The 26,905-nt window shown below is 48.2% G+C and carries 19 protein-coding genes; 16 read left to right on the top strand and 3 right to left on the bottom strand.

Annotation, left to right across the window (positions count from 1 at the left end):
* Positions 1–4: 4 nt before the first annotated feature.
* The 11 genes from ASG85_RS11125 (at position 5) to ASG85_RS11075 (ending at position 16,287) form a co-directional block, all read left to right on the top strand.
* A complete protein-coding gene (locus ASG85_RS11125) occupies positions 5–1,048 on the top strand; it encodes a family 20 glycosylhydrolase (protein WP_057304319.1) in 1,044 nt (347 codons plus the stop codon).
* Positions 1,049–1,080: 32 nt separating this feature from the next.
* Entirely contained in the window at positions 1,081–3,849 is a 2,769-nt protein-coding gene (locus ASG85_RS11120; protein ID WP_060646251.1) for an alpha-mannosidase, read from the top strand.
* 764 nt (positions 3,850–4,613) lie between these two features.
* On the top strand, positions 4,614–5,579 hold the full coding sequence (locus ASG85_RS11115; protein ID WP_060646250.1) for an ABC transporter permease: 966 nt from the start codon (positions 4,614–4,616) through the stop codon (positions 5,577–5,579).
* A gap of 19 nt (positions 5,580–5,598) precedes the next feature.
* On the top strand, positions 5,599–6,471 hold the full coding sequence (locus tag ASG85_RS11110; RefSeq protein WP_060646249.1) for a carbohydrate ABC transporter permease: 873 nt from the start codon (positions 5,599–5,601) through the stop codon (positions 6,469–6,471).
* A gap of 57 nt (positions 6,472–6,528) precedes the next feature.
* Positions 6,529–8,208, top strand: a complete 1,680-nt coding sequence (locus tag ASG85_RS11105) for an extracellular solute-binding protein (protein ID WP_060646248.1) — start codon at positions 6,529–6,531, stop codon at positions 8,206–8,208.
* A 127-nt stretch (positions 8,209–8,335) separates the two neighbouring features.
* Entirely contained in the window at positions 8,336–9,415 is a 1,080-nt protein-coding gene (locus tag ASG85_RS11100; RefSeq protein ID WP_060646247.1) for a Gfo/Idh/MocA family protein, read from the top strand.
* Between the two features lie 27 nt (positions 9,416–9,442).
* The gene (locus ASG85_RS11095) at positions 9,443–10,465 is read left to right on the top strand and encodes a Gfo/Idh/MocA family protein (protein WP_060646246.1); all 1,023 of its coding nucleotides are present in this window, start codon (positions 9,443–9,445) and stop codon (positions 10,463–10,465) included.
* 109 nt (positions 10,466–10,574) lie between these two features.
* Complete coding sequence (locus ASG85_RS11090) at positions 10,575–11,522, top strand: sugar phosphate isomerase/epimerase family protein (RefSeq protein ID WP_060646245.1); 948 nt, start codon at positions 10,575–10,577, stop codon at positions 11,520–11,522.
* Positions 11,523–11,534: 12 nt separating this feature from the next.
* Positions 11,535–13,271, top strand: a complete 1,737-nt coding sequence (locus tag ASG85_RS11085) for a hypothetical protein (RefSeq protein WP_060646244.1) — start codon at positions 11,535–11,537, stop codon at positions 13,269–13,271.
* A gap of 14 nt (positions 13,272–13,285) precedes the next feature.
* Positions 13,286–15,538, top strand: a complete 2,253-nt coding sequence (locus ASG85_RS11080) for a glycoside hydrolase family 105 protein (RefSeq protein WP_060646243.1) — start codon at positions 13,286–13,288, stop codon at positions 15,536–15,538.
* A complete protein-coding gene (locus ASG85_RS11075) occupies positions 15,535–16,287 on the top strand; it encodes an MgtC/SapB family protein (RefSeq protein WP_060646242.1) in 753 nt (250 codons plus the stop codon). The genes ASG85_RS11080 and ASG85_RS11075 overlap by 4 nt, the downstream gene beginning before the upstream one ends.
* A gap of 1,276 nt (positions 16,288–17,563) precedes the next feature.
* On the opposite strand, the gene xylA is transcribed toward ASG85_RS11075, so the two are convergent.
* Positions 17,564–18,883, bottom strand: a complete 1,320-nt coding sequence (gene xylA / locus ASG85_RS11070; protein WP_060646241.1) for a xylose isomerase — start codon at positions 18,881–18,883, stop codon at positions 17,564–17,566.
* Between the two features lie 171 nt (positions 18,884–19,054).
* Between xylA and ASG85_RS11065 the strand changes: the two genes are divergently transcribed.
* The 3 genes from ASG85_RS11065 (at position 19,055) to ASG85_RS11055 (ending at position 21,410) form a co-directional block, all read left to right on the top strand.
* On the top strand, positions 19,055–20,233 hold the full coding sequence (locus ASG85_RS11065) for an ROK family transcriptional regulator (RefSeq protein ID WP_060646240.1): 1,179 nt from the start codon (positions 19,055–19,057) through the stop codon (positions 20,231–20,233).
* Positions 20,234–20,367: 134 nt separating this feature from the next.
* Positions 20,368–20,835, top strand: a complete 468-nt coding sequence (locus ASG85_RS11060; RefSeq protein ID WP_060646239.1) for a hypothetical protein — start codon at positions 20,368–20,370, stop codon at positions 20,833–20,835.
* Between the two features lie 71 nt (positions 20,836–20,906).
* Positions 20,907–21,410, top strand: a complete 504-nt coding sequence (locus ASG85_RS11055) for a Crp/Fnr family transcriptional regulator (RefSeq protein WP_060646238.1) — start codon at positions 20,907–20,909, stop codon at positions 21,408–21,410.
* Positions 21,411–21,438: 28 nt separating this feature from the next.
* Here the strand turns inward: ASG85_RS11055 and hmpA are convergent, their stop codons facing one another.
* Positions 21,439–22,653, bottom strand: a complete 1,215-nt coding sequence (gene hmpA / locus ASG85_RS11050) for an NO-inducible flavohemoprotein (protein ID WP_060646237.1) — start codon at positions 22,651–22,653, stop codon at positions 21,439–21,441.
* 623 nt (positions 22,654–23,276) lie between these two features.
* On the opposite strand from hmpA, the gene ASG85_RS11045 reads away from it, so the two are divergent.
* Positions 23,277–24,785 carry a hypothetical protein gene (locus tag ASG85_RS11045; protein WP_235550105.1) on the top strand — a complete coding sequence of 503 codons (1,509 nt, stop codon included), beginning with the start codon at positions 23,277–23,279 and terminating at the stop codon, positions 24,783–24,785.
* 19 nt (positions 24,786–24,804) lie between these two features.
* Complete coding sequence (locus tag ASG85_RS11040) at positions 24,805–25,539, top strand: metallophosphoesterase family protein (protein WP_060646235.1); 735 nt, start codon at positions 24,805–24,807, stop codon at positions 25,537–25,539.
* A 641-nt stretch (positions 25,540–26,180) separates the two neighbouring features.
* On the opposite strand, the gene ASG85_RS11035 is transcribed toward ASG85_RS11040, so the two are convergent.
* Positions 26,181–26,816, bottom strand: coding sequence for an FMN-dependent NADH-azoreductase (locus ASG85_RS11035; protein ID WP_060646234.1), 636 nt, complete (start codon positions 26,814–26,816; stop codon positions 26,181–26,183).
* Between the last annotated feature and the right edge of the window lie 89 nt (positions 26,817–26,905).

The raw sequence follows: 26,905 nt of genomic DNA, 5'->3' as shown, positions 1-26,905 counted from the left end.
AACTGTGAACAAAGATGGATGGCAGCTGAAAGGATTCCATATGCGCTTCGGATCGCATGAGGATGTTGGGAATTTAAAGCGAGTGGTCGAGGAAGCGTTGGCGCCTATGGGTGTGAATGTTTTGATGCTAGAATGCAACACTTCGTTTCAGTTCCAATCTCATCCGGAAGTATCGGGTGGCACTTTGACGAAGGAAGATGCGAGGGAATTATCCGCCTTATGTAAGCGGCACGGCATCCGGTTGATCCCTTTGTTTGATTGTTTGGGTCATCAAGGCTGGGGCGGAGGGCGGAATTCGCTTCTGCGCGCATATCCGGAATTCGATGAAACCCCGCATGTGCCAGAGGATGCCAAGTGGCCTGAATTTTACTGCCCGAGCTGGTGTCCGTCCCATCCGGACATTAATCCGCTCGTGTTCGATCTGATGGATGAGCTGATCGATGCTTTTGAAGCGGATGCGCTGCACGTCGGCATGGACGAAGTGTTCGCCATAGCGGATGATGGGTGCCCACGGTGTCGTGGGAAAAATAAGGCGGAACTGTTTGCAAAAGCGACGAATGATTATTACGAGCATTTGGTTCGCAAACGGAAGGTACAGATGCTCATGTGGGCGGACCGGTTAATTGACGCCAAAGGCATGGGGTATACAGAGTGGGACGGCGACATTTACGGCATTTGGCCGGCTGTGGATCTTATTCCGAAAGACATTATATTGTGCGATTGGCACTACGATAAATTGGATGCTTATCCATCCGTCGGGCATTTGCTCGACAAAGGGTTTGAAGTGTGGCCCAGCTGTTGGAAAACACCGGAAGCGGCACTTGATCTGCTCGAGCAGTCCATCCGCCAAGCGGAAGAGCGGGGGGCGGTTGACCGCATGCCTGGCATGCTGGTGACCGGCTGGAATGCCAATGGTGCCAAACTGGTGACGGCGCTGCTGGGAGATGGTGACTTAGGCGAAGATACGGGCGATATTAAGGGCATTGCAGCTACGCTGAAGACGGTCATGGAGGAGCTCCGACTACGGACAGAGCATCTTGAAGCATAGAGATGATATTACATAGAAATGGAGACAACGCCATGACACAGTCCAAAACCGTACATATCATTTCGCATACACATTGGGACAGGGAATGGTATTTGCCCTATGAAAAGCATCACGTTTTGTTGATCAAGTTAATGGATACGCTGATTCAAACCCTCAGGAAAGATGATGGATACCGCAGCTTTCATCTGGACGGTCAAACGATCATCTTAGAGGACTACTTGCAAATACGGCCGGAAATGAAGGAGACGCTAGAGCAATTGATTCGCGGAGGGCGCATCCACATCGGCCCGTGGTATGTACTGCAGGATGAATTTTTAACGAGCAGCGAAGCGAATGTACGTAATTTGCTAATCGGCCACCGCGATGCTAAAGCTTATGGCTGCATTTCGAAGTTGGGTTATTTTCCGGATTCCTTCGGCAACATGGGGCAAGCACCGCAGCTGCTGCGGCAAGCAGACATTAAGAACGCCGTGTTCGGTCGTGGTGTGAAGCCGACGGGTTTTAACAACGAAGTATCGGAATCTCAGGCTTATGAGTCGCCGTATTCGGAGATGTTTTGGGAAGCGCCTGACGGCTCCAAGGTGCTGGGTATTTTATTTGCTAATTGGTACAGCAACGGGAATGAGATCCCTGTGAATCCAGAAGCGGCATCCAAGTATTGGGATAAAAAACTAGCAGAGGTATCCCAATATGCTTCTACGCCTCATTGGTTGTTCATGAACGGGTGCGATCATCAGCCTGTGCAGACTGATCTGACGGATGCGATCGGCACAGCTGAGAAGCTGTACCCGGACATTCGGTTCATCCACTCCAATTTTGAAGATTATTTAAGTGAAGTGAACCGGACGATCCCGGGTGACCTATCCGTCATTCGCGGAGAGCTTCGAAGCCAGCATACCGACGGCTGGTCTACGCTTGTAAATACGGCATCTTCACGAGTTTATATCAAGCAAAGAAATCAAGAAGGCCAGACACTCTTGGAAAAGGTGGCGGAGCCTTTGGCTGCCTTTGCTTACCAAGCAGGATGCCCATATCCCCATCATCTGTTTACCTATGCCTGGAAAACATTAATGCAGAACCATCCGCATGACAGCATTTGCGGGTGCAGCGTCGACGAAGTGCATGTCGAAATGATGACGCGTTTTGAGAAAAGCAAGCATGTGGCCGAATCTATCGCCCACGATAGCCTGACTTGGTTGGCAGAACGAGTGGATACGTCTGTGTTTTCCGGTTACGGCAAAGAGGCGACGCCTTTTCTGGTGACGAATACAACAGGATGGGAACGAAGTGGCACCGTAACCGTACAGCTGGAATTAAACAGGGTCTACTTCCGTGATGGCAGGGATTTTCGGGATATGAGACAGGACGTAAAGCAGAAGAGCTTGGACGATGTTGTGTTGGTTGATGTGGGTGGGAAACCTATTCCTTTTGGATTAGAGGATATGGGCATTCACTTTGGGTATGATTTACCTGACGACAAGTTCAGGCAGCCATATTTCGCGCGTGCCGTCCGTGTGACCTTCGAAGCGGCTAATGTGCCTGCTTTGGGGTACAAAACCTATGCATTGACCCGTGATGCCTCATTAAAGCTGCTCCTTTCACCGACTTCTTTAATCGTTAGTAAACACGCGATGGAAAACGAATATTTGAGTGTCCAAATCGCTGAAGACGGCTCGCTTACGGTAACGGAGAAGCTTGAGGGAACGGTCTACAAAGGCTTGGGCGTATATGAAAATACGGGAGATATCGGCAATGAGTATATGTACCGCCAAGCTTGCGGAGACACGGCTGTGACTACGCGTGGTATACCGGCATCTATTCGTATTCAGGAAGATACGCCTTACCGAGCTAGCATAGAGATCGTTCACGAGTTGGAAATACCGGCATCTGCCGAGGAATTGCTGGAAATGGAAAGGAAGGAACTGGTCTGGTTTACTGGGCGCAAGTCGGCGCGATCTGATACAAAGATTATTTTGAAAATCACGACCGTTGTATCCTTGGATAAAAACGGAAAACGCGTTGATATTGCATCAACCTTTAACAATCAAGCCAAAGATCACCGTTTGCGAATGCTGTTTCCTACTGGATTGGAAGCAGAAACCCATTTTGCTGATTCCGTCTTTGAAGTGCCGGAGCGGAGCAATACAACGACAGCCGAATGGAAAAATCCAAGCAACTGCCAGCACCAGCAAGCATTCGTAACCGTGGCGGGGGCACGGCAGGGGCTTACTATCGCCAACCGCGGTTTGAACGAATACGAAATCGTTCGAGAAGATAGCGGCCAAACTATCGCAGTCACACTGCTTCGAGCTGTAGGGGAATTAGGCGACTGGGGCTACTTCCCAACGCCAGAAGCACAGTGTCTCGGCGAACACACCGTGCACCTATCCGTTATCCCTTATGCGGTGCCAGTCGAGACGGCTGAAGAAGATCCGCTAGTTCATGGCTCCAGTGCCATACAGGCTGCCCATCAATATCAAATACCTTGGTCCGTAAGGCAAACTGAGGTTCATCACGGTGAACTGCCGCCGACTTACGCTTTTGGGGGCTGGGAAGGTCAAGCTATGGTCTTCTCCGCAATGAAAGTTTCCGAGGAGACAGGGGATATGATTGCACGTTGGTATAACATCTCTGCACAGGAGAGAGTTCTGAAGATAGACCTCCCTGAGAAATTCCATAACGCTTATAAAAGCGATATTCTAGAACGGCGTTTGGATTGTCTGCAGCAGGAGGGAGCGGAGCGTTTGTCCGTTTCCGTTCGTCCAGCAGAAATCGTTACGATTAGTTTTGAACAACTATGAAAAATGTAAGAAAAAAGACTATTTCAGAAGCGGATATCAAGTGTCCGTATATGAAGTAGTCTTTTTATGCTAAATAAGAAAATTCTTTGGAGCGCGCAAAAAGATTTATTGACTATATTTTCCTGGTGTTTTGTATTCAGACTTTTGAGAGAATGGAGAATTAGGAAGCAAGTTGTACAGCGTACAACAGTTTCCATGATTTCTTCTGAGCAAGCAAAGGATGTTGTTGGAGACCGTCGATGGATTCATCATGTCTCTCACAACTGGTATTCAAAACTCCAAAATTCGACTTTTAATCATTCAGCTTTCGTGAGGGCAAATGGGCTATAGTGGTTACCAAAGTTGTATTATGTACAACAATTCACACGCCCAAAGGCTACTTCGCAACTTGAAGTTGCAGTTTGTACAACATTTTGAGCCCATTTGTTGCGAAATGGCCTGGATAGGACAAAATTGTTGTACATGATGCAACAACGAAGGGAGTAAGGCGAGATTTAGGCCGTTATTGTTGCGCTTTTTACAACATCGTTCAACAGAAAGTATGGATTCAACCATACAGCAACCTCATTTGAGCATCATATGCGTCTTAAATGTAATTTACGCTGCATCGATATATACAAATCGACAAGGGTGGCGTAAGCTGTCTTTTTTTATTTGGACACATACCCAATAAATTTATAGATTTTTCTATAATTTTTTAAGGGTTTTTGGGCTCAAAACTTTTATTATAGGTTTATAACATTGAAGTAAGGAGTGAAGCAGCCTTGGATGGAAATATCAATAAAGCTCCTAGACCCTCTTTAACGACAAGCGAACTTAAAGCTTTGCAACTGAGACGAAGAAGAAGATTGAAACAAAACATTCCGCTTTTTATCATGCTTTTCCCTGTCATTGCTTACTATATTCTGTTCAAATATTGGCCGATGGGCGGACTTGTTATCGCTTTCAAAAATTATAATTTTGCTGATGGTATTTTGCACAGCCCATGGGTTGGTCTGAAAAATTTTAAAGTTTTGTTTTCCAGCACCAGTACGATCCAGATTATCTGGAACACCTTTTGGCTTAGCTTTTTGAATTTGCTTATCGGATTCCCGGTTCCCATCTTCCTCGCCATTCTGCTTAATGAAGTGAGGAAGACATGGTTCAAGAAATGGGTTCAAACGATCGTCTATCTGCCGCATTTTTTCTCTTGGGTCATCGTCGGAGGTCTCGTGTTATCCTTATTTGCAACGGATTACGGCTCGATCAACAAGATACTCAAGCTATTCAATATTGAACCTATAACCTTTCTTTACGAGTCAAAATCCTGGGTTGCCGTATTCGTTGGTTCGGGAGTTTGGAAGGAAATGGGGTTTAGCACAATTATTTATTTAGCCGCTCTGACGAACATAGATCCTGCCCTTTACGAGTCAGCAGGTATGGACGGCGCTTCGAAGTGGCGGCAAATTTGGCACATTACAATTCCAGGCATTCGTCACACGATCATCCTGCTGCTCATTTTGGCTATGGGTCAATTGATGGAGGTCGGCTTTGATCAGATATATAACCTTCAGAACTCAGCGGTTGCTGACGTGTCAGAGGTCATAAGTACTTATATTTATAAAATAGGTTTGGGAAATGCGCAATTTAGCGTAACAACGGCGATGGGGCTGTTCGAATCCATCATTGGATGTACACTCGTACTGGTAGCTAACAGGATCGCCCGCAAATTTGACCAAGCTTTATTCTGATAACGAGGAGGGCGTCCGCATGAAAGCGACAAAGGGTGAAAGAATTTTCTACGCAGTCAATTATGTTATGCTCGGGGCAATTGCCTTAACCTGTTTACTGCCATTTATTCATATCATAGCGCTATCGATGAGCGAGCGTTCGGCCGTAGATTCGGGACATGTTTTCTTCTGGCCGGTAGGCTTGGATTTTACGGCATATAAGGTTTTCTTCCTAACAACTCCGGCTCTCTCAGCATTTAAAAATAGCATTATCATTACACTTGTCGGTGTTGCACTTAGTATGGCGGGGACGGTATTGGCAGCCTATCCGTTGTCGAGAAGCTATTTGATAGGACGACGCAAGTTTGTGCTTGCCATGGTGTTTACGATGTTGTTCTCAGGAGGGTTGATCCCTACTTATCTCGTCGTAAAGAACCTATCTTTAATCGATTCCTATTGGTCTCTGTGGCTCACGGGGTTTATCAGTACCTACAATATGCTGCTCATGAAAAGCTACTTTGAGAATATTCCTTATGAAGTGGAAGAAGCAGCGCGAATTGACGGATGCAGCGACGTATCTCTCCTCATTCGAATCATATTGCCGCTATCGCTTCCGATGCTAGCCACTTTAGCCCTGTTCTATGGGATTAACTATTGGAATGCGTTTATGAGCGTTCTGATGTACATCAATAAGAGTGACATGCAGAATTTGACGGTCATTGTCCAAGCGATGCTGCAAAAAAACGACATCCTGAATTCACCTTCCCTGGCACCAGAGGAGCAGCTAATGGTTGCTACTGAAATGGTCAAATCTGTCGGTGTTGTCGTTATGGTGGTTCCGATGCTGATCGTTTATCCGTTTCTGCAAAAATATTTTGTCAAAGGCGTTATGCTTGGTTCTGTTAAGGGTTAAACCAAATGGGGTTCCACGTTTACCAAAACTTTTCAATATAAAAAGGAGGGTTTGCGCATGAAAAGAAAGCTGTGGATGGGTATGACAATAGGGGTTGTAGCATTAGGGGCAACGCTTGTTGGTTGCAGCAGCGACAAGAAAGAAGGAGCGGCAGCCGGTACTACGGCTACGAATGCTCCGAAGGAGACAGCGGCAGCCAAACGAGGAAATGTTACCGTTTCCATGTATGATCGAGGTGGTGTACCTGCGTCGGAGGGGAACTACGAAGAAAATCGTTGGACCAAATGGATCAATCAAAACGGTCCTGTGAATGTGAAATACATTCCTGTACTCCGAGGCGAGTCTACGAAAAAATTGAATGTTCTTTTTGCCTCCGGTTCTGCGCCTGATATTGTGAACGAGTACAACACACCGTTTCGGAACAGCCTTTACGATCAAAAGCAGCTGCTTCCCATTGACGACATCTTAAAATTCATGCCTGAATACCAGAAGCTGCTTGACCAGTACCCTCAGTTGAAGAAAGCGGGGATGAAACCGGACGGCAAACTATATGAAGTCGGTAAAGTAAAAGAAGCAGTCATACAGCACATGTTATTAATTCGTACCGACTGGCTGAAAAAGCTGAATTTGAGCATGCCGACAACAACGGAAGAACTTATGAAAGTAGCCAAGGCATTTGCTGAACAAGATCCTGACGGCAATGGTAAGAAAGATACGTACGGGATGAACATGAGCTACTATTCTGAACAAGCCATCAACGAGATTTTCGGTGAAAATTCGTCCAAGGATTTGATTGCCTGGGGAACTAAGGATGGAAAAGTAATCCCTCTGTGGGATAATCAGCTGGCCTCCCTGACCTTCAAGAAGAAGCTCTATGACGATGGCCTTATCGATAAAGATTACATCAATGATAAAGACGGCGCAAAGGCAAAACAAGACTTCCTGAATGGTAAAATCGGTATTTACGTTAAATTTTCCGGCGGCATGTATGATCTTGTTATGAACGACTTTGCTACGCTGAAGAAAAATGTGGCAGGCGCGGAAATTGCTCCGTTAGGCTATCCGCAATCGCCGTTGGGGACATTTACCGGTGCTGTCGATAATCCTGTACAAATGACGACTGTTGTGAACGCCAAGGCGAAGGAGCCGGAAGCTGTCGGTCGCTATCTTGACTTCATGATGAAACCGGAAACCGCTTTGAAGATTATTAACGGAGACGAAGGGACACATTGGAAGAAGAGCGCCAATGGCTGCCGTGAGACCATCGATCCATTGAAATCGAAAAATGAAGTCGGCTACGCTTTAGACTACGAAATGTTCTACTCTGCAGGAACAGATAAGTGTAACTTTACCCTGAACGGGTTTAATACTGCAGTACCGGAACAGAAAGCCGGTTCGGACATGTATAAAGAACTTCAGAAAATTTATTTCGATTCGCAAAGACAATACTCTGGATTGACCCATGGGGAACATATGCCGGTCTATCCTGCTGATCTCCAAACGATTAACGCAACAATTCTTAAAGAGCAAACCGACATTTTTGTTAAGGCCACCATCAGCGGTGCGAAATACAGCCCGGAACAAGCGATTAAAGACGCACAAGCGGCATGGGATAAAGCCGGCGGCAAGCAGCTTGAAGACTTTATGAACAAATGGTATGCGGAAAATAAAGATAAAGCGTTCCTTGCCAAGGATATTATGACAATTGCTAGACAACAAATGGAGCAAGTGAAGTAACTGATTTTGAAGGAGGAGCTGGACATGGATATGCGATTGCCTGCCCTTGCAGACATCGCTTGAATGTCCAGCTTCATTCATTTTTCATATCATCGGATAGTTGATCACATCACAGGGGGAAATAGAAATGAACAAGGTGAAAGTCGCCATCATTGGCTGCGGCGGTATAGCAACAGGTAAGCACTTACCCAGCCTAGCAAAGATAGAGCAGGTCGAAATTGTTGGTTTTTTTGATATCGTGCTTGAGCGTGCTCAGCAAGCGGCAGAGAAGTTTGGTGCTCCCGGAGCGAAGGTGTTTGAGAACTATTATGAGCTTCTTGCTGATGCTTCGATTGACGTCGTTCATGTCTGTACTCCAAATGACTCGCATGCGGAGATTTCGATCGCAGCTATGGAAGCAGGCAAGCACGTCATGTGTGAAAAGCCGATGGCCAAAACAGCCGCCGATGCTAGGCGTATGGTTGAAGCAGCTAAGCGTACAGGTAAGAAGCTGACCATTGGCTACAATAATCGCTTCCGAGCGGATAGTCAGTATTTGAAGAAAGTGGTTGAAGATGGTGATCTAGGCGACATTTATTTTGCCAAAGCGCATGCCATTCGCAGGCGTGGGGTTCCAACTTGGGGTGTGTTTCTGGATGAAGACAAACAAGGTGGAGGCCCGCTGATCGACATCGGTACACATGCTCTCGATTTAACGCTGTGGATGATGAATAACTACGAACCTAAGGTGGTGCTTGGCACTGCTTATCATAAGCTTTCCCGGAAAGAAAATGCCGCAAATTCATGGGGCCCTTGGGATCCTGAGAAATTCAAAGTGGAAGACTCCGCATTTGCGATGATCGTGATGAAAAACGGCGCGACTGTGATGGTGGAGGCGAGTTGGGCCTTAAATACATTGGATACGAAGGAAGCAAAGTGTACGCTTTGCGGTACAGAAGGCGGAGCGGACATGCAGGATGGCTTACGCATAAATGGCGAAAACCACAGTCGTTTATACGTCAATCAGTTGCAATTCGATGCCAAAGGTGCAGACTTCTACGAGGGTAAAAAAGAGAGCATGTCGGATAAAGAAATCCGCACGTGGATTGACGCTGTTATGAACGATAAGGAGCCTATTGTAACGCCAGAGCAATCGTGTGTGGTTTCCGAAATACTTGAGGCCATCTACGAATCCAATAGAACGGGAAAAGCGGTTTATTTTGACTAAAATAACCCGAAATGAGGCCATTCTTTCATGATTAGAGTAGCGATGTTGAGCTTTTGGCATGTTCATGCAAAGGATTATGCACGTCTAGCCGCCGAGCACCCGGGTACCGAAATCGTGGCTGTATGGGATGAAGTTCCCGAACGAGGAAGGCAAAAGGCTGAGGAGTATGGTGTTAGCTTTTATGCCGATTTGCATGCGCTTTTGGCCAATCCGGATATCGACGCCGTTATTGTGGATACGCCGACGAATCGGCACTGGGACGTCATCATCGCAGCAGCCAAAGCGGGTAAGCATATCTTTACTGAAAAAGTTATAGCTACCACGACGAAGGAATGTAAGGAGATATTGGCTGCAGTTGAGGCGGCTGGGGTCAAGCTAACGGTTTCTCTACCCCGGCTGTATACCTGGTTTACACAAGCTGTACATACCTTCATTCGGGAGGGTAAGCTTGGCACTGTAACGACAGTTCGTATACGGCTTGCTCATAACGGCGCATTGCGAACAGAGAAAAATCCGAATGGTTCACTGCCATCCCATTTCTTCAACTTAGAGGAGTGCGGGGGAGGGGCATTGATGGACCTTGGCTGCCATCCGATGTACTTAACACGCTTATTTCTGGGCTTACCAGAAAGTGTTAGTGCAAGTTTCGCTTATATCACAGCGCGAGAGGTAGAGGATAGTGCGGTAGCGACTTTACGTTATCCAAATGGAGCAATAGGCATTGTTGAGGCGGGATTCGTAAATAACTACTCACAATTTGATATTGAGGTGCAAGGAACGGAAGGCAGTCTTATGTACACGAGAACGGATGACAAGCTGTTAATTCGAAGCCACAAACTGGAAGGTGAAGCAGCAACAGGGTGGCAAGTGGTCACGAATCTGCCTGAGAATCTCCCTTCTCCCTTTGAACAATGGGTGTCACATATTCGAAATGGAACGACAGCTTCTGAAAATATACAATTAGCCCTTGATTTGACCCGTTTAATGGAAGCTTCGACTTTATCGGCACGCTCAGGTGCTGTATGTAGGCTGAGTGACCTAGCGGAATAAAGGCTTCCTTGAGGAAAGGCCAGATCATTCCCTGCAAAGAAATAAGGGTAATCTGGCTTTTCTTCATTTGAGAGAAATGATGACAACAAAGCTCTGAGGAGGAACAAACATGCTGGACAAAGGGGAATACTCATTTTCTACCTGCTGGAATATTAAAAAGCATACGATTGGAAGGAACATGATAGAGGAAATCAAGGAGCTCGGCTTTCGTCAGGTGGAATTGAACTATAACGTGACGGAAGAAATGATAAAGACGATTGAGCCGATGATCGAAAAAGGGGAAATTGGCGTATCCAGTGTACACAATGTGTTCCCTTTCATTAATGATAAGGATTACGATACAGATTCCGTCATGCTTGGTTTCGATGATGAGGTGAAGCGCAAGCGATCCGTGGAGCTGTTGATTCGGTCTATGGAATATGCGAACCGCTATGGAGCGAAGGCCGTTGTCGTGCATCCAGGCGAAGTGCCTTTCGAATATAACATTGATTTGGATTTGAAAAAGCTTTACAGAGATCACGGGAAGGATTCACCGGAATATCAAAAGCTTTGGAAGGACATGTCCGAAAGACGGGAGCGGTTGAGTCCGCTCTATACCAAACGGATCCAAGAGAGTCTGGAGGAAGTGAGCGAGCATGCTGCCAAACAAGGATGGTCTGTAGCCATTGGCATTGAAACACGCTCAAGGTCGTATCAGATGCCCACCTTAATGGAGGCAAAGACCATTTGTGAGAACCTGAAGGGCGGTCCGGTTTACTTGTGGTACGACATTGGCCATGCCATGATGATGGATCGGATGGGCTTGTATGACAACTTGAAGGAGCTGCAGGAAGTGAAACGCTATATTTATGGCGTACACATCCATGAAACGCTAGAGCTGTCCGATCACTGGTGTCCTTATGTACACAGTAAAGATCTGCAATATTTTGATCATTTTCTAGAAGCGATTGATTTTGCCAAAGTCAAAGTGTATGAGTTGAAGGCTGTGTGCCAGCCGGACGAGATTGATGAAAGCCACAGGCTTATTACAAGTAAAATTGCAGCTATGAAAGGTTAAAAGGTGATCAGCATGGACGCTACTTATAAACAGTTGGTACACATTTATGACGAACATACAGCAGCTATGCTGCAGCGGCAGGTGCTTGATCCTACATCGAAATATGTTGGCGGTATTATTGATGAAACGGGCATTGCTCGTGTCAATCATCTCAGCACGCCGAGCGTTTTGGCCGTATGGGCTTCCGCTATCGTTAATCCAGATTCACGTTACTATCACGATGAGACACTCTTAGCCGCTTTCGACAAAGCAGCGGATTTCATTTTGAATCGCCAGCATGCCGACGGTACGATCTCTTTAGGTTCAACGAACTATAATTCTCCACCAGATACAGCCTTTGTTGTAGGCGGGGTTACGCAAATCTATCAACTGCTTGAGGCGCATGACTGGGCGGCTGTGAAGCCTGCCTCTGTAAAGCTGAAGCTCTTCCTGGAGCGTACGATCCCTGCTATGCTGACAGGTGGATGTCATACACCGAACCATCGCTGGGTTATTACAGCGGCACTTTCTCTGCTGTACGAGATTTTTCAAATGCCTGAGCTGGTAGCTAGAGCAGATGAATGGTTGGCAGAAGGTATGGATATCACACATGACGGCGAATGGACGGAGCGCAGCAACGGCATCTATAATGCCGTCAGCGATATCGCTTTATACCATACGGGTCGTGTGCTTAACCGACCAGAATTATTAGAATGCGTGCGCCGCAATCTGCGCATGATGGTGTATTTGATACATCCATCTGGTGAAGTAGTAACCGATTATTCAGGACGCCAGGATTTCGGGCAAACCTTTGATATGGCCACTTACTTCCTCATTTATCGCTTAATGGCTGCTCACGATAAAGATCCTTTATTCGCTGCAATGTCGGACTACGCAGGTACCTTTATCAAGCATGCGGAAGCGGTAAATAACAATGCGCTTTTGGGTTTATTGCTGTATCCCGAAGCAGATATTTCCGATTTGGAGCGGACTTCGCTTCCCGATCGATATGTCCAAGTTATCAATGAGCATCATCCGATCAATGAGCATCTGGCGCAAATCGATGGCGTGGGCCACCATATGAAAATTGAACACAGCAGCATGCACTTAGCCTTCGGCGCTCCGCTTGTGCGTATTCGGGAGCTTGATCAAAGCGTGACGATTATGCCGCAAACGCCGTCATTCTTCTCCCTTCGCCATGGAAAAGTTAGGCTGCTGGGCATTAAGTTGTCTACATCTTTCTCACCTGGAATAGTGAAGTTCGCGCATCTCACTGCAGAGGAAGGCGTTTATAAGCTAGGAATTGTATTGGAAAAAGGATATAACGGACCGATCCCGCGACAATTTCTGCCGGAGTCCGCGGAGAGATCGACACTCAGTCCTTGGTACTTGCTTCCGCATCAGCATCGGCCGATGACACATTTGCAAACTCTAGAGTTTCAAGCGGAAATTACACAAGGTGACGGGGAATGGAAGATTCGTATCCTTTCCGATGAGCGAGAGGATGTATTCACGCAGCTATCCTTTATTTTAGGAGATGAGGGTACGGTTAGCGGCAGAGACCTCGCCCAAGCCGAGGCAGGGAAATATTTCTTGAAAAATGGATCTATGATATATGCGGTGGATGAAGATGCGATTGAGATTTCAACAGGTGACTACGAGCATTTGCTGCCTGTGCTTCGTGAAGACCAACATCCGGCTGGCTGCAAATACGTCCATGTGAACCTGGTGACGCCGTTCGACCGGACATTTACGGTTCGCTTACTGTAGAAAGGAAGGCCGAGATGACGACTTATTTTAATGAGCAAGAGAGTATACAGTCTCGCTTAGGAGACGATGACAACCGAACATTGAAGGTGCTTGCGGACCGCTACATTGGGGCTAATCCGCCCGTCCCGTTTGCTTTCCGGGCCTTTTACCAATCTGGCGTTTTGCAAAACGAGGATGGGATGTTTGATTTGAATTTGGGGCGGAGATTTCCCGAAGCAAGACCCGGCCAATTTTCATATGCCTATGGTTTAGTATGGAGTGATGGTGAACGAAACCTGGATGTGTTGTTCCGCTGTTTGGGGCCAATTGAGTTCTATTTCAATGATGAACGTGCCTATCGTTCCAACGTAATAGATGAAATTAAGCCTGATGCAAGCGTTAAGCTTAATCTGAACTTTGTGAAAGGCTGGAACCGGCTTTTTATCAAAGCTAAGCATACGGCTGCGGGTTTTGGCTGCTTGTTCGGATCTGATGAAGCGAAGGTACGAATTCTGAATGTGCTTACCCCCTTTGCTGAAAGGAGTGGTCAGGCAGGATGGGTGTACTCTGCTCCGGTCGACACGGATCTATTCGAGGTTAGTCCGCTGCCAAATGGTTTAGCGTCGGAGAAAGAGTACGGGCTGAGCTGGCTGCCGACCTGTGAGTGGACTGAAGGTGAGCTTGCGAAGCCTGTCTGCGAACGTTTATTCGGCTTACAGCCTGGTAAGCAAGCGTACGCGTGGACGAAGCTGAACAAAGTAAGCTCAGGGGAAGAAGCTTGCCTGCTGAAGGGCCATGCGACAGGACCGTTGACCGTTTGGCTGGATGGGAAGCAAGTATTGGAGCTCGCGGAAGAAGGCAGCTTTCAGGTGGAAGTGCCGCTATCTTTTGGCAAACATGATCTGTTAATCCGCAGTATTTGTGGAAATAATGCATGGGGCTTCACATTTCATGCCTCTGTTAGGGGAGAGGTTGTCCCTTTAAGCGCTCCTCAGAAGGTTCACGGGTCAGCTGAGCCGTGGTTATATGTGGGGCCACTGGATTCCAGCGTTGAGTTAGCGTATGAGGAATTAGTAAGAACCGATCGCATTTATGCTAAAAGTTCAAAGTCAGATGCTGCAGGTGACAAGACGTACTGGCAGTTAGACCGTCCAGACGCTTGGATACGTCCTTATTATGAGAATGCCATGCTGAGCAATAAGTGGACCGTCGGCAACGTCACGAATTATGCCCGTTGGGATTACCCGCTTGGCGTTACCATTTATGGGCTGCTGCAAGCAGGTCGGTTGCTGGAGCGGCCTGATATTATCGGGTACGCCCTCGATCATGTTCAAAGCTGCACAGACATGTTCGAATACTCCTTATGGGATCGAGAGAAGTATGGGTTCCCGGCGATCAATCAACAGTTGGTTATGATGAAAATGCTAGATAACTGTGGTTCCTTTGGCTCCGCGATGCTGGAAGCTTATCAGGAAGACAAGGATTTGGGCTTCTTGCCGATAGCGCAGCGAATTGCCGACTTCATACTCGTGCGATTGGAGCGTAAGGAAGACGGTGCATTTTATCGGATATGTCAGGATGAATATTCGGAGAATACGATGTGGGCTGATGACCTCTACATGAGCACGCCGTTTCTGTGCCGCTATGCGGGGATAACCGGAAGCAGCGAGGCGCTGGATGAAGCAGCGAAGCAATTTCTGTTATTCCGCAAGTATTTGTACATGCCGGATCAGCGCATCATGTCGCATGTCTTTGATTTCAAATACGGCATGGCTACCGGCATTCCTTGGGGACGTGGGAATGGATGGACACTCTTCTCGTTGACAGAGGTGCTGGAGGTTCTACCCGCAGACCATGAAGCTCGCCCGGAGTTAGTGCATTTCTTTAACGAGCTGTGCGCGGGATATGCCGATCTGCAAGCTGAAAGCGGGCTGTGGCATCAGGTATTGAACGATCCCGACGCCTATCAGGAAGCCTCGTGTACCGCGATGTTCGCCTATGCGTTTGCGCGAGGCGTGCGATTCGGCTGGCTCAAGGAGCCAGGTCGGTTCATCCATGCTTCGCTGAAGGCATGGGACGGTTTGACCCGTCTGGCCATCGACGCTCAGGGCAACGTCCATGGCGTTTGCAGCGGCTCGCGGTATGCCTTTACCGCTGATTATTATAAAAAGGACCTGCTCACCGTAACCAATGACAACCACGGTGTTGGCATTATGATGCTGGCTGGGACAGAAGTCGTGAAGCTGAAGCGATGGCTATCGCAGCCGCTTGAAGTGACGCATAGATGACGACTGTGAGCAGTGTCTGGCAAATTAGTCATTTGGATTTGATCGTTAGAATGGTGTTGGCGGTCGTTCTGGGCGGTTTGATCGGTCTTGAACGGGAATTGAACAATCATGCAGCGGGCTTTCGTACGCATATTTTAGTTTGTTTAGGTTCTGCCACCATCATGCTGCTGTCGGAGTATGGATTCTCTGACTTTGTAAATGAACCCAACGTCCGTATAGACCCGTCCCGCTTGGCTGCACAGGTTGTCAGCGGCATCGGCTTTCTTGGCGCAGGCGCGATATTGCGAAACGGCAGTGTTATTAAAGGGTTGACTACCGCTGCTTCCGTTTGGTTAGTGGCGGCTATTGGTTTGAGCGTAGGCGCAGGCTTTATTACCGGGGCGTTGGTATGCACCTTTTTAGTACTGATCAGTTTGTATCTTCTGAATAAGTGGGAGAAGCATTTCCTAAGGCATCGCCGAACTCACGAAATTGAGATCATGATCAATGAACATCCCGGCTTCCTCAGCTTGGTTACCTCCCGTTTTGGGGAACAGGGTATCCAAGTCACCAATCTAAAGATGATGCCAGGAAGCGAATATTCCCCCTTATCAGCGAATACCGGAAATACCCCAATGATGCACTTGTGCTTCAGCTTAAGATGCCCGAAGCACGAGAAGCTGCTTGCCGCATACGAACAAATTGCCGCTCTGGACATCGTCGTTAGAATGGAAGCTGCGAACTTCATTTTTCATAAAAAGGTGGCCTAAGAAAAGGTAGGCTTGTGGTTCAACCTTTTTGGATCTCTGATCTCTTCGATCAGAGATCTTTCTATTTTTTCTGAGAGACTATCTGAAGTTAATCGGGCAATTACTCAAAATTCGATGTTAGAGTCGTTCAGCATGCTTCGTGAAGAGAGCCGGGCTATAGCGATTACCAAAGTTGTAAATTCTACAACAATTGACGCGCTCAAGGGCTATTTTGCGAGTTGAAGTTGCAGATGGTACAACATTTTGAGCCCATTTGTTACGAAATGGCCTGAATAGGACCAAATTGTTGTACAGTTTGCAACAACGAAGGGAGAGAGGCGAGATTTAGGCTGCAATTGTTGCACTTTTTACAACAGTCCCCGGCGTATTGGCCTGTGGGGGCATTTTGCATATTAAGATGAGAGTTCCTGTCACCGATTGCTCATTCCCCTCGAAGTTAAGCGTGTTTTATAACGCTAAGGAGGCAAATTTCTTTGTTGCCCATCCGTTGCGATGGAAAACATCGTTACAGAGAGAAGCTAGGAGTGAAATGGTCATTCCCCTTCGATGTTAAGCGTGTTTTATATCGTTAAGGAGGCAATTTTCTGTGTTCCCTATAACGTTAGCGATGGAAAACATCGTTACAGAGAGAAGCTAGAGTGAAATGTTCATTCTCCTCGATGTTAAGCGTGTTTTATAACGCTAAGAAGGCAAATTTCCGCGTTCCCTATACGCTAGCGATGGAAAACATCGTTACAGAGAGAAGCTAGGAGTGAAATGCTCATTCCTCTCGATGTTAAGGGTGTTTTAAAGCGTTAAGGAGGCAAGTTTCAGCGTTGCCCATCCGTTAGCGATGGAAAACATTGTTACAGAAAGAAACTAGGAGTGAAATGGTCATTCCCTCGATGTTAAGCGTGTTTTATAGCGCTAAGGAGGCAATTTCCCCCGTTACCTAAACGTTAGCGATGGAAAACATCGTTACAGAGAGAAACTAGGAGTGAAATGGTCATTTCCTCGATGTTAAGGGTGTTTTAAAGCGTTAAGGAGGCAAGTTTCAGCGTTGCCCATCCGTTAGCGATGGAAAACATCGTTACAGAGAGAAGCTAGGAGTGAATGGTCATTCCCCTTGACTTTAAGCGTGTTTTATATCGTTAAGGAGGCAAATTTCCGCGTTGCCTATACGTTAGCGATGAAAAACATCGTTACAGAGAGAAGCTGCGTTATCTGCACAAGCCGTCAGGTAAACCAAAAAGCCCGCTAAGCCAAGAAAAACGGCTTAAGCGGGCTTTTTCACGAATTAAGAGTTAATCAGATACTGGTTAACCGTCGCCTTAATCAATTCCAAACGGCCGGATTGGTTCACGATGTTGTTGCTGTTCTCAAGCGCATAAGCTTCAAGCGTCTTGAAGTCCGCTTTGCCGGACACGATGTCGGCTCCGATGCCGGACTTGAAGGAAGCATAGCGCGTGTCGAGGATATTATCGAATACGCGGTCTTCGATCAATTTGGCAGCGACTTCTAAGCCGCGAGCGAAGGCGTCCATACCTGCGATGTGGGCGTAGACGACATCGATAGGCTCGAAGGAAGTACGGCGAACCTTGGCGTCGAAGTTCACGCCGCCGCGGCCGATGCCGCCTTCGTTCAGGAGGATTTCGTACATCGCGAGTGTCGTCGAGTACAGGTCTGTCGGGAACTCGTCGGTATCCCAGCCGAGCAGCAGGTCGCCTTGGTTCGCATCGATGGAACCAAGAACACCATTGATGCGCGCGACGCGAAGCTCGTGCTCAAAGGTATGACCAGCAAGCGTGGCATGGTTCGCTTCCAGGTTTAATTTGAAATACGGCAGCAAGTCGTATTTTTGCAAGAAAGATAGCGTCGTAGCCGCATCGAAGTCGTATTGGTGCTTGGATGGCTCTTTTGGTTTAGGCTCGATCAGGAATTGACCGTCGTAGCCGATTTCTTTGGCATAATCAACCGCCATGTGCAGGAAGCGAGCAAGGTTATCAAGCTCCAGGCCGAGGTCCGTGTTAAGCAGAGTCTCGTAGCCTTCGCGTCCGCCCCAGAAAACGTAGTTTTCCGAGCCAAGCTCTTTGGCATGATCTAAGGCTTTCTTCACTTGGGCAGCAGCGTAAGCAAATACGTCCGCATTATTCGTCGTAGCTGCGCCGTGAACAAAGCGCGGGTTAGTGAACATATTAGCTGTGTTCCAGAGCAGCTTCTTGCCGCTGGATTTCATTTTATCTTTGATCAGGGCAACGATCTCGTCAAGGTTCTTGTTCGTTTCTTGCAGCGTGCTGCCCTCAGGCGCGATATCGCGGTCATGGAAAGCGAAGTAGTCGACATCCAGAATGTTCAGCAGCTCAAAGCAAGCGTCAACGCGAGCTTTGGCCAGCTCAAGGCCGGAGTATTGATCCCAAGCGCGAATCGCTGTGCCGCTGCCGAATGGGTCGGAGCCATTAGCGGAAAAAGAATGCCAGTAAGCGATTGCAAAACGCATATGCTCACGCATGGTTTTGCCTAAAATAACTTGATCAGGATTATAAAATTTAAAAGAAAGCGGGTTCGTTGATGCGCGGCCTTCGTACTTAATCGGTTGAATGTTGTCAAAGTAGCTCATGAATTCAGCCTCCATAAAATAGGGATAAATGCTTATGCAGTCATCATAGCACCAAATGAATAGTTTGTAAATTCATTAAACAAACTTAGTTGATGCGTGAAAATGTCTTTCATGTTAAAATCAGTTCATTAGAAGAGAACGATAAGCAATTAGAGCAATGTGGGGGCAAACATGAAGCAAACAGGCGATTTGAATCTCGTAAAAAAAATAAATAAATCCATCGTACTACACCATATTCGCACGAATTCTCCAATATCCCGAGCGCGGATTGCAGAAATTACAGGGCTGACAAAGGCTACAGTGTCGAGTCTTGTTAACGAATTGATCGAGAGCAGTGTCGTCGAAGAGATAGGCGTTGGTGAATCAAGCGGCGGGCGCAAGCCGATGATGCTGCTTTTTAATGGGACGGCTGGTTATGCCATCGGGGTAGACCTAGGGGTTACTGATATTCTCGCGGTGCTGACGGATTTAAGCGGTAAGATCATCCGCGAAGTAAGAGTGCAGCATGACAATGCTTCAGTCGAAAAGGTCGTCCAGCTGTTAAAAACGACCATTCGCGGACTGATAGAAAGCGCGCCGGAGAGCGTCTACGGTATTATCGGCATCGGCATCGGAGTGCCGGGTATTTGTGATGAGAGCGGCAATCTGCTGTTCGCGCCGAATCTTGGCTGGGAGAACGTGCCTTTGCAGCAGCAAATCGAGGAGACGTTCAACATTCCGGTTGTTATTGATAACGAAGCGAACGCAGGAGCTGTAGGGGAGAAACAGTTCGGAGCGGGTAAAGACACGGCGAATCTGGTATATGTGTCGATCGGCATCGGGATCGGTGCCGGGATCATCATTAAAGGCGAGCTGTACCGTGGGGCGACCGGCTTCTCTGGTGAGATCGGGCACATCTCGATCCAGCACGACGGGCCCAAATGCAGCTGCGGCAGCTTGGGCTGCTGGGAGCTGTATGCGTCGGAGCACGCGCTCCTCACGCAGGCGCGCCGCGAGCTTAGCGATGACGCTGTGGATTTAGAGACTTTGCTGAGCAAAGCCGAAGCCGGAGATCCGACGGTGATCGCGCTTTTTGAGCGCCTTGGTTATTATCTCGGTGTAGGCGTGGTTAACATTATTAATGGATATAATCCGGAATACATCATTCTCGGCGGCCGGTTAGCCAGTGCCGAGAGATGGCTGATGAAACCGTTGCTGGCCCTGCTCGAGAAGCGTTCCCTGCCGCATCCGCGCAAGCAGCTGAAAGTTGCGTTCAGCGAGTTGAGCGATAAGTCGACGGTGCTTGGGGCGGCATCTTTTGCGGTGGCCACATTTTTCGTGGAGACAACGGTTTCGGTTGATCGGAACTAAGGAGTGGGAATTCATACCATATGATTGACCGAAGGATGGTCACTTTTGTACAATGAGAAAAGTGCCAAAAATTCGAGAACAAAGGACTGGAACCAACGATGTTTCTACGTTCACTAGTGATGTGCTGCTATCTCATGGGAGCTTACTGGGCTTCCTACCATTTCCCATCAATGAAGATGGTGTTTTATCCAACGCTTGGAGCATTCAGCTTTCTTTTTATGCACCGTGTGGACCAAATTAAGGACATAGGACGCATCACGATGGGTGCTATCATTGCAGTGACAATCGGCAGCAGCATGTACGCGATAAGTCACGGCGCAATGTCATTTTTCATAACAGCAATACTTACCATCTCTCTCATCCAGTGGTTCAAATGGAACGCAGCCCCGATTTTGGCCGTTTCGTTCATTCCATTTTTTGCGCATCCAGTCGCATTCTGGGCGCTGCCTGCAGCTGTCCTTGTTTCACTCCTGGGGCTGATAGGATCGATTTGGCTCATTGGCAAGGTTGAGCAGTTGAATTGGGTTGCCAGATTGTCACTGGCACTTTCGCCGCTTCGCACGAAGCTGGAGCCGTTTAAAAAAGAGGATGTAGCTGGTTAGCAGCTAGCAAATATAAAAAAGCGATCAGCAGGTGAATGCTGTCGCTTTTTTTGATATGAAGGAGAATGAAAATGAAACTGCACAAAGGAGAAATCCTATTCCGGCAAGGGGACACGGGTCCACTGTACCAGCTCCAAACCGGTCTGTTGAAAATTGTTCGTGCTCATGAGGACGGGAATACGACACTCGTGAATATCATTGTGCCTGGCGAGACCATTCCACATCATTCGCTCATTAGTCCAAGTCCTTACTACGGTACTGCGATAGCGCTTGTCACTAGTGACATAGAGGTGCTTCCTGCTGCACAGTGGTACGAGGAGCTGGAGCGCAGCCCGGAGCATTTCCGCACGATTGCCCGACAATTACAGGATAAACTGCGCATGATGCAGCAGCGTATTGATCAACTGACCGAAATGGCTCCCGCTGTCAAGCTGAAGAAGCTGGAACGCTGGTTTGGGCACTACCTGGGAACGTCGAAGCTGACAGACGTGCTAACGCAGGAGGAAATCGGTCAGTTCATCGGGCTTCGCCGGGAGACCGTGAATCGTCTACTGAGGGAGAACGCAAAACTATAATACAGGCGAAATCAGATCGCCAATCCGTTTACAGAGTGCCCGCAGGACCAAAAAATTCATAATGACGGTCTGAGTCGGGAACACCCCATTCACGAAGCGCTTGGTTCACTGCTTTCATAAACGGTACAGGTCCACAGAAATAAAAGCTAGCTTCCTTAGTCGGTACTATGCTTTGGAGCCATGGCAAATCGATATATCCCTTTTTATGAAAAGTTTGCTTGGCTGCATCAGCTTCCGTCGGTTGCTCATAGCACCAGGCAACAGTCACTTGCGGATGCAACGTGGCGAGTTCTTCAACTTCCCTGCGCAGCGCGTGATGCTGACCGTTCTGAGCCGCATGGATATAAGTAACCTGACGATTCGGCGACGTGGTTGTAAGGGTGTGAAGCATACTGACCATTGGCGTCAGCCCAACACCGCCGCTGATAAGTACGACAGGCCGAGTGTCCTTTTGATCCAGTGTAAAATCGCCAGCAGGCGCGGACAACCACAGCACATCGCCCTCTTGCACCTGGTTGTGCAGATAGACCGAAGCTTTGCCAGCAGGAACAGCAGGATTGTGATCCTCGCGTTTTACGGAGATGCGATAGTAAGTCTCCCCGGGTGCATGCGAGAGGCTGTACTGCCGAATATGGGTATGTTCTTCCCCTGGAATCTGAATTCGGATACTCACATACTGCCCCGGTTCAAATGCTGCGAGCGCGCCCCCATCTTGGGGTGCCAGGTAGAAGGAAGTGATGACGTCGCTTTCTTTGTTTTTGCGTTCGACTCGGAACGGTCTGAAATCCTTCCAGCCTCCGGGTTGTTGTGCAGATGTATCATACATCTCAGCTTCAATACCGATGAAAGCATCCGCTATGACCCCATAGGCTTCAGCCCAAGCTTGAAGAATTTCATCGGTTGCTGCATCGCCCAGCACTTCTTTGATAGCTGCAAGCAAATGTTGGCCGACAATCGGATAATGCTCCGCCTTGACGCCCAGGCTGCGATGCTTATGGGCAATTTGTTTCACAGCAGGCAAAATGGCCTCGAGCCGATCAATATGCAGGGCTGCCGCATACACGGCGTTGGCTAGAGCTGTTTGCTGCCGGCCTTGTTTTTGATTCGCATGATTGAATATATTCAGCAGCTCAGGATGTGCTGTGAACAGCTTTTCATAGAAACGTTTGGTTATCGCTACACCGTGAACTTCCAGTACGGGAACTGTAGATTTAATAACGCGGATGGTTTGCTCGTTTAACATAAAGGAACGCCTCACTTCACATAGATTAACTTGATACCCTTAGTATAGAGAACAAGACGATGGAGGCGGTGTGATTTTAATCACAGGGAATAGCAACAATCTGTGACGTAGGCATGACGCCGAATAAGCGGTATACTGGGTAAAATAAACAAATACAGGAGTACCTATCGATGCCTGATTGGTCTTATCACGCGATATTTCGTCCGTTGCTATTTCGACTGCCGGGACGCATAGCCCGGAACTTGACCCTTCATGCGATAGGCGGATTAAGCCGTGTCCCAGGCGGAACGTTCGTGATTAAAACTATGGGTCACATGGAGCTGTCGCCGATCCTCGAGGATGAGCTGGCGGGGGTGCCGATTCAGTGTCCTATCGGCCTCAGCGGCACGCTTGATCCGCATGGAACCGCGCATAAGGCGCTGGCCCAGTTCGGGTTCGGCTTCATCGAGCTCGGACCTGTGACGATCCGAGAGGTGCGGAATGAGGCGCCGATCGAGCGCGGCTCTGAGTGTGAAGCCATCGTCTACCCCGATGGCTATGTCAATGACGGCGCGGACGCAATCGTCCAGCGCCTGCGCAAGGGCACTGGGCATCGCCTGCCGCACTTCGTGCGGCTGCGGCCGATGCCGGGCAGTTCGCCGCGTGAGGCGCTGCTTGAGCAGCAGGAGCTGCTCTCGAAGCTGGCGCCGTACGCGGCGGGGTTCTACATCGATGGCCTCGCCGAAGGCTGGCCACCGGATGAAGCCATAGCGTACCTCCGAGAGGTACGCGTAATAGCTGAAGCAGCGGCCCCAGGGAAGCCGCTGCTGCTCTACCTGCCGCAGCCAACTCCCATTGGGATGCTGCGTGAACTCACCGACATCGCCGCGAGCTTCAGCGGTGTCGTCGTCGGCGAAGCGCTGTGCGAGCCGGGCACCCGCCGCGAACGCGTCGGCGGCGGTGCGGAGGCGCTCACTGCGCAGCTGAGCCAGGTCCGGCTGCTCCGCGAGTCGCTCGGCGAGCGGAGCACGATTGTCGCGGCTGGCGGTGTTCATCAGCCGCAGGATGCTCTAGAGCTCTTGGCTGCTGGAGCGAATAGCGTCCAGCTGCACAGCGGTCTGGTGTACGCGGGGCCAGGGCTGCCCAAGCGAATCAACGAAGCGATCATTCATGATCGCATCAAGCAAACAGCCGAGCCCCAGCTGCCTTCGTATTGGGCCAACTGGGGCTGGATGAGCCTGCTGGGTATCGGCATGATGATTGGCGGTGTGCTCGCATGGCTTATTGCGTCCACAAGCGTTCTATTGCCTTACGACGAAACTTTTCTTGGCGTGAGCCGAAGTGTCATAAATCATTTTAATGGGCATATTATACATTTCATGTCCCATGACCGCATTACTTTAGCCGGAACGATGATTTCGATAGGTATCTTTTATTATCAACTGGCTCGTCATGGCTTGCGTTACGGGCTTCACTGGGCGCGAACTGCGGTAGTTACTTCGAGTGCGGTGGGGTTTAGCAGCTTTTTCCTTTATCTCGGCTATGGCTATTTTGATCCTCTTCATGCCGCAGTTGCGGCCGTGCTCTTTCCGATGCTGCTGCTGACCTTGCGCGGATTAAAAGATCATCCTTCCCGTAAGAAGCCTGGCGTGCTGAATGATTCTGTTTGGCTCAGAGCGCAGTGGGGGCAATGCTGCTTCGTTGTACTCGGATTTGGTTTAGCAATCGGAGGCTTGACGATATCTTTCGTAGGTATCACTACCGTGTTCGTACCGACAGATTTAGCCTTTCTCGACCTGACAGTCCAACAGCTTGCTGCTTGGAACGATAACATCATTCCGCTCATTGCTCATGACCGGGCAGGATTCGGCGGAGCGCTCTTTTCATTAGCGGTAGCGATTACAGCCTCCGCTTTATGGGGGGTCAACCAAGGCGAAAGCTGGTTGTGGTGGACGTTTCTCTGGGGCGGTCTTCCCGGATTTGCGGCCGGACTTCTGGTGCATGTTCACATTGGCTATATGGACTTCATTCATTTGTTGCCTGTTTATATAGCCGTTCTGCTGTATGTCGTTGGATTGTATCTGATGTATCCGTTTTTGGTTGGCAGAGCGGGCAGGAGAGAAGCATCCATTTCGCGTAACGAAAAATATTAACATAAAGGCAGGTGGGTCGATGGAGAAACTAGCCATTATTTCAGATATCCATGGTAATATGCCTGCATTCGAAGCGGTTATGAAGGATATTCAGCATCGACATGTTACGGAGATCATTTGTCTAGGGGATTTAGTAGGGAAGGGACCGCATTCGGATCTCGTTGTTGATCACGTGCGGGAGGTTTGCCATAAGGTTATTATGGGAAACTGGGATGATTTCATCGGTAATCCTACCGAAGATCAGGTTTTGCTTTGGCATCAGACTAGGCTTGGGCACGAGCGGTTGACTTATTTGAAAGGGCTGCCTTTTTGCTATGAGTTTTGGATGAGCGGGAAGTTCGTGAGGTTATTTCATGCTTCGCCAAGAAGCGTATATGAACGTATTCAGCCGTGGGACCAGATGGAAAGCCGTATGTCGATGTTTGAGTCCTCGGAAGTGTGCGAGGAGACTTTCCAAGCCGACGTGGCAGGGTATGGTGATGTTCACAACGCCTATTTGCAGATTCTTAAGGGTAAAATGCTTTTCAATACAGGAAGCGTAGGAAATCCGCTGGATTTAACACAAGCTTCCTATGTCCTTCTTGAGGGGAATTACCACAGCAAACAGCCCGCAGCGTTCAATCTACAGCATGTGCGAGTGCCTTACGACATTGAACTTGCTGTCCAGCACGCAAAGGATGAGCGAATGCCGGATTCGGACGCCTATATCTTGGAATTGCGAACGGGTCAATATCGCGGGAGAAAGACGAAATAGGTCCCAAGGGCTGTTTCAAAAGTAGTATCTGCTTTCAGGCAGCCTCTTTATTACCATAGGTCCCCATTAGACGCTGCTGAACTAGTGGCTGTCCAAAAAGTAGTCAAAGATGTCTGAGAGACAGGCTGTACATGCAGAGTTTGCCGACCTGTGACGCAATGATGAAAAGTATCGTTACAGCATGAAAACGAGGATTGAGCTCCCTTGCAACAATGTAAAACATCGTTCCATTAATCTTTTATGGACCGTTATACTCCCAATCGCCCTCCTAACGATGTAAAACATCGATGCAGCAATCGCAATGCGACCTCAACTTGAATCTAACGATGAAATACATCATTGCAGCAAAAGTGGCTGTGTAAAAAAATCCATATACCTTGGATCAAATTGGCTTGTCAAAGTGAGCATAAAGTATTTGCGTTTTAAAAAACCAGGCAAGTGAAAAACTCGACAGCGAAGAAGGCAGCGCGCTAGCGGTTCGACGTATGATCGAGCCCGAGCCGGTTGACGTCAAAAACAAAGGAGCTAAGCACATTCAAGCCGCTTAGCTCCTTTTCATTCCAATATTCACTATTTTAAACAATTGGATCTGTCCCACACATCTATCTTGTTACTTTTGAGACAGCCTCTTTTATTATTTGTTAGAACGTTTTAGCTAATGCTTGCGCACGGCTAATCGCATCCTCTTTAATTTGCGGAGCTTTGTCGGGTGACTGAGCCATGCCCTCAACAAAAAGTCCTTGGAAATCTGTAATGCCGAAGAATGACATGATGACACTTAAATAACGATGTCCCATTTCCATAGCGGCAGCAGGTCCTTCCGAATAAACGCCGCCGCTTGCTTGGATATGCAGCGCTTTTTTGTCAGGCAATAAGCCTACAGGACCAGTTTCTGTGTACTTAAACGTCTTGCCAGCGATACAAATAGCATCAATATAGGCTTTCATAAGCGGTGGGAATGAGAAATTCCACATTGGCGTTACAAATACGTATTTATCCGCTGCTACAAACTGATCCGTTATTTCGCCAAGTCGGCCTACTTTTGTTTGTTCTTCCTTGCTCAAATCTGAGAATTGTTGACCGCCTCGTAATTTCCCCCACCCGCTGAATACGTCGGCATCAATGTGAGGCAATTGAATGCTGTACAAGTCCAGATGGATGACTTCATCATTAGGATTGGCTTCCCGATAGGTTTCAATAAAGGCTTTTCCTACAGCCATACTGAATGATGTTTGGTGGTCATGGGGATGTGCTGAAATGTGTAAAACAGTTGCCATGTGATCCGCCCTTTCATTTCGTTACATGTTAAAGCCATATATAATGTTCATTAAAAGCAAACAAAATATGCAGAGTAGAGCAATTTGGC

It is taken from the genome of Paenibacillus sp. Soil724D2 (assembly GCF_001427935.1).
In the GTDB taxonomy this organism is placed as follows: domain Bacteria; phylum Bacillota; class Bacilli; order Paenibacillales; family NBRC-103111; genus Paenibacillus_E.
This window is presented reverse-complemented; position numbering and strand designations above follow the sequence as displayed.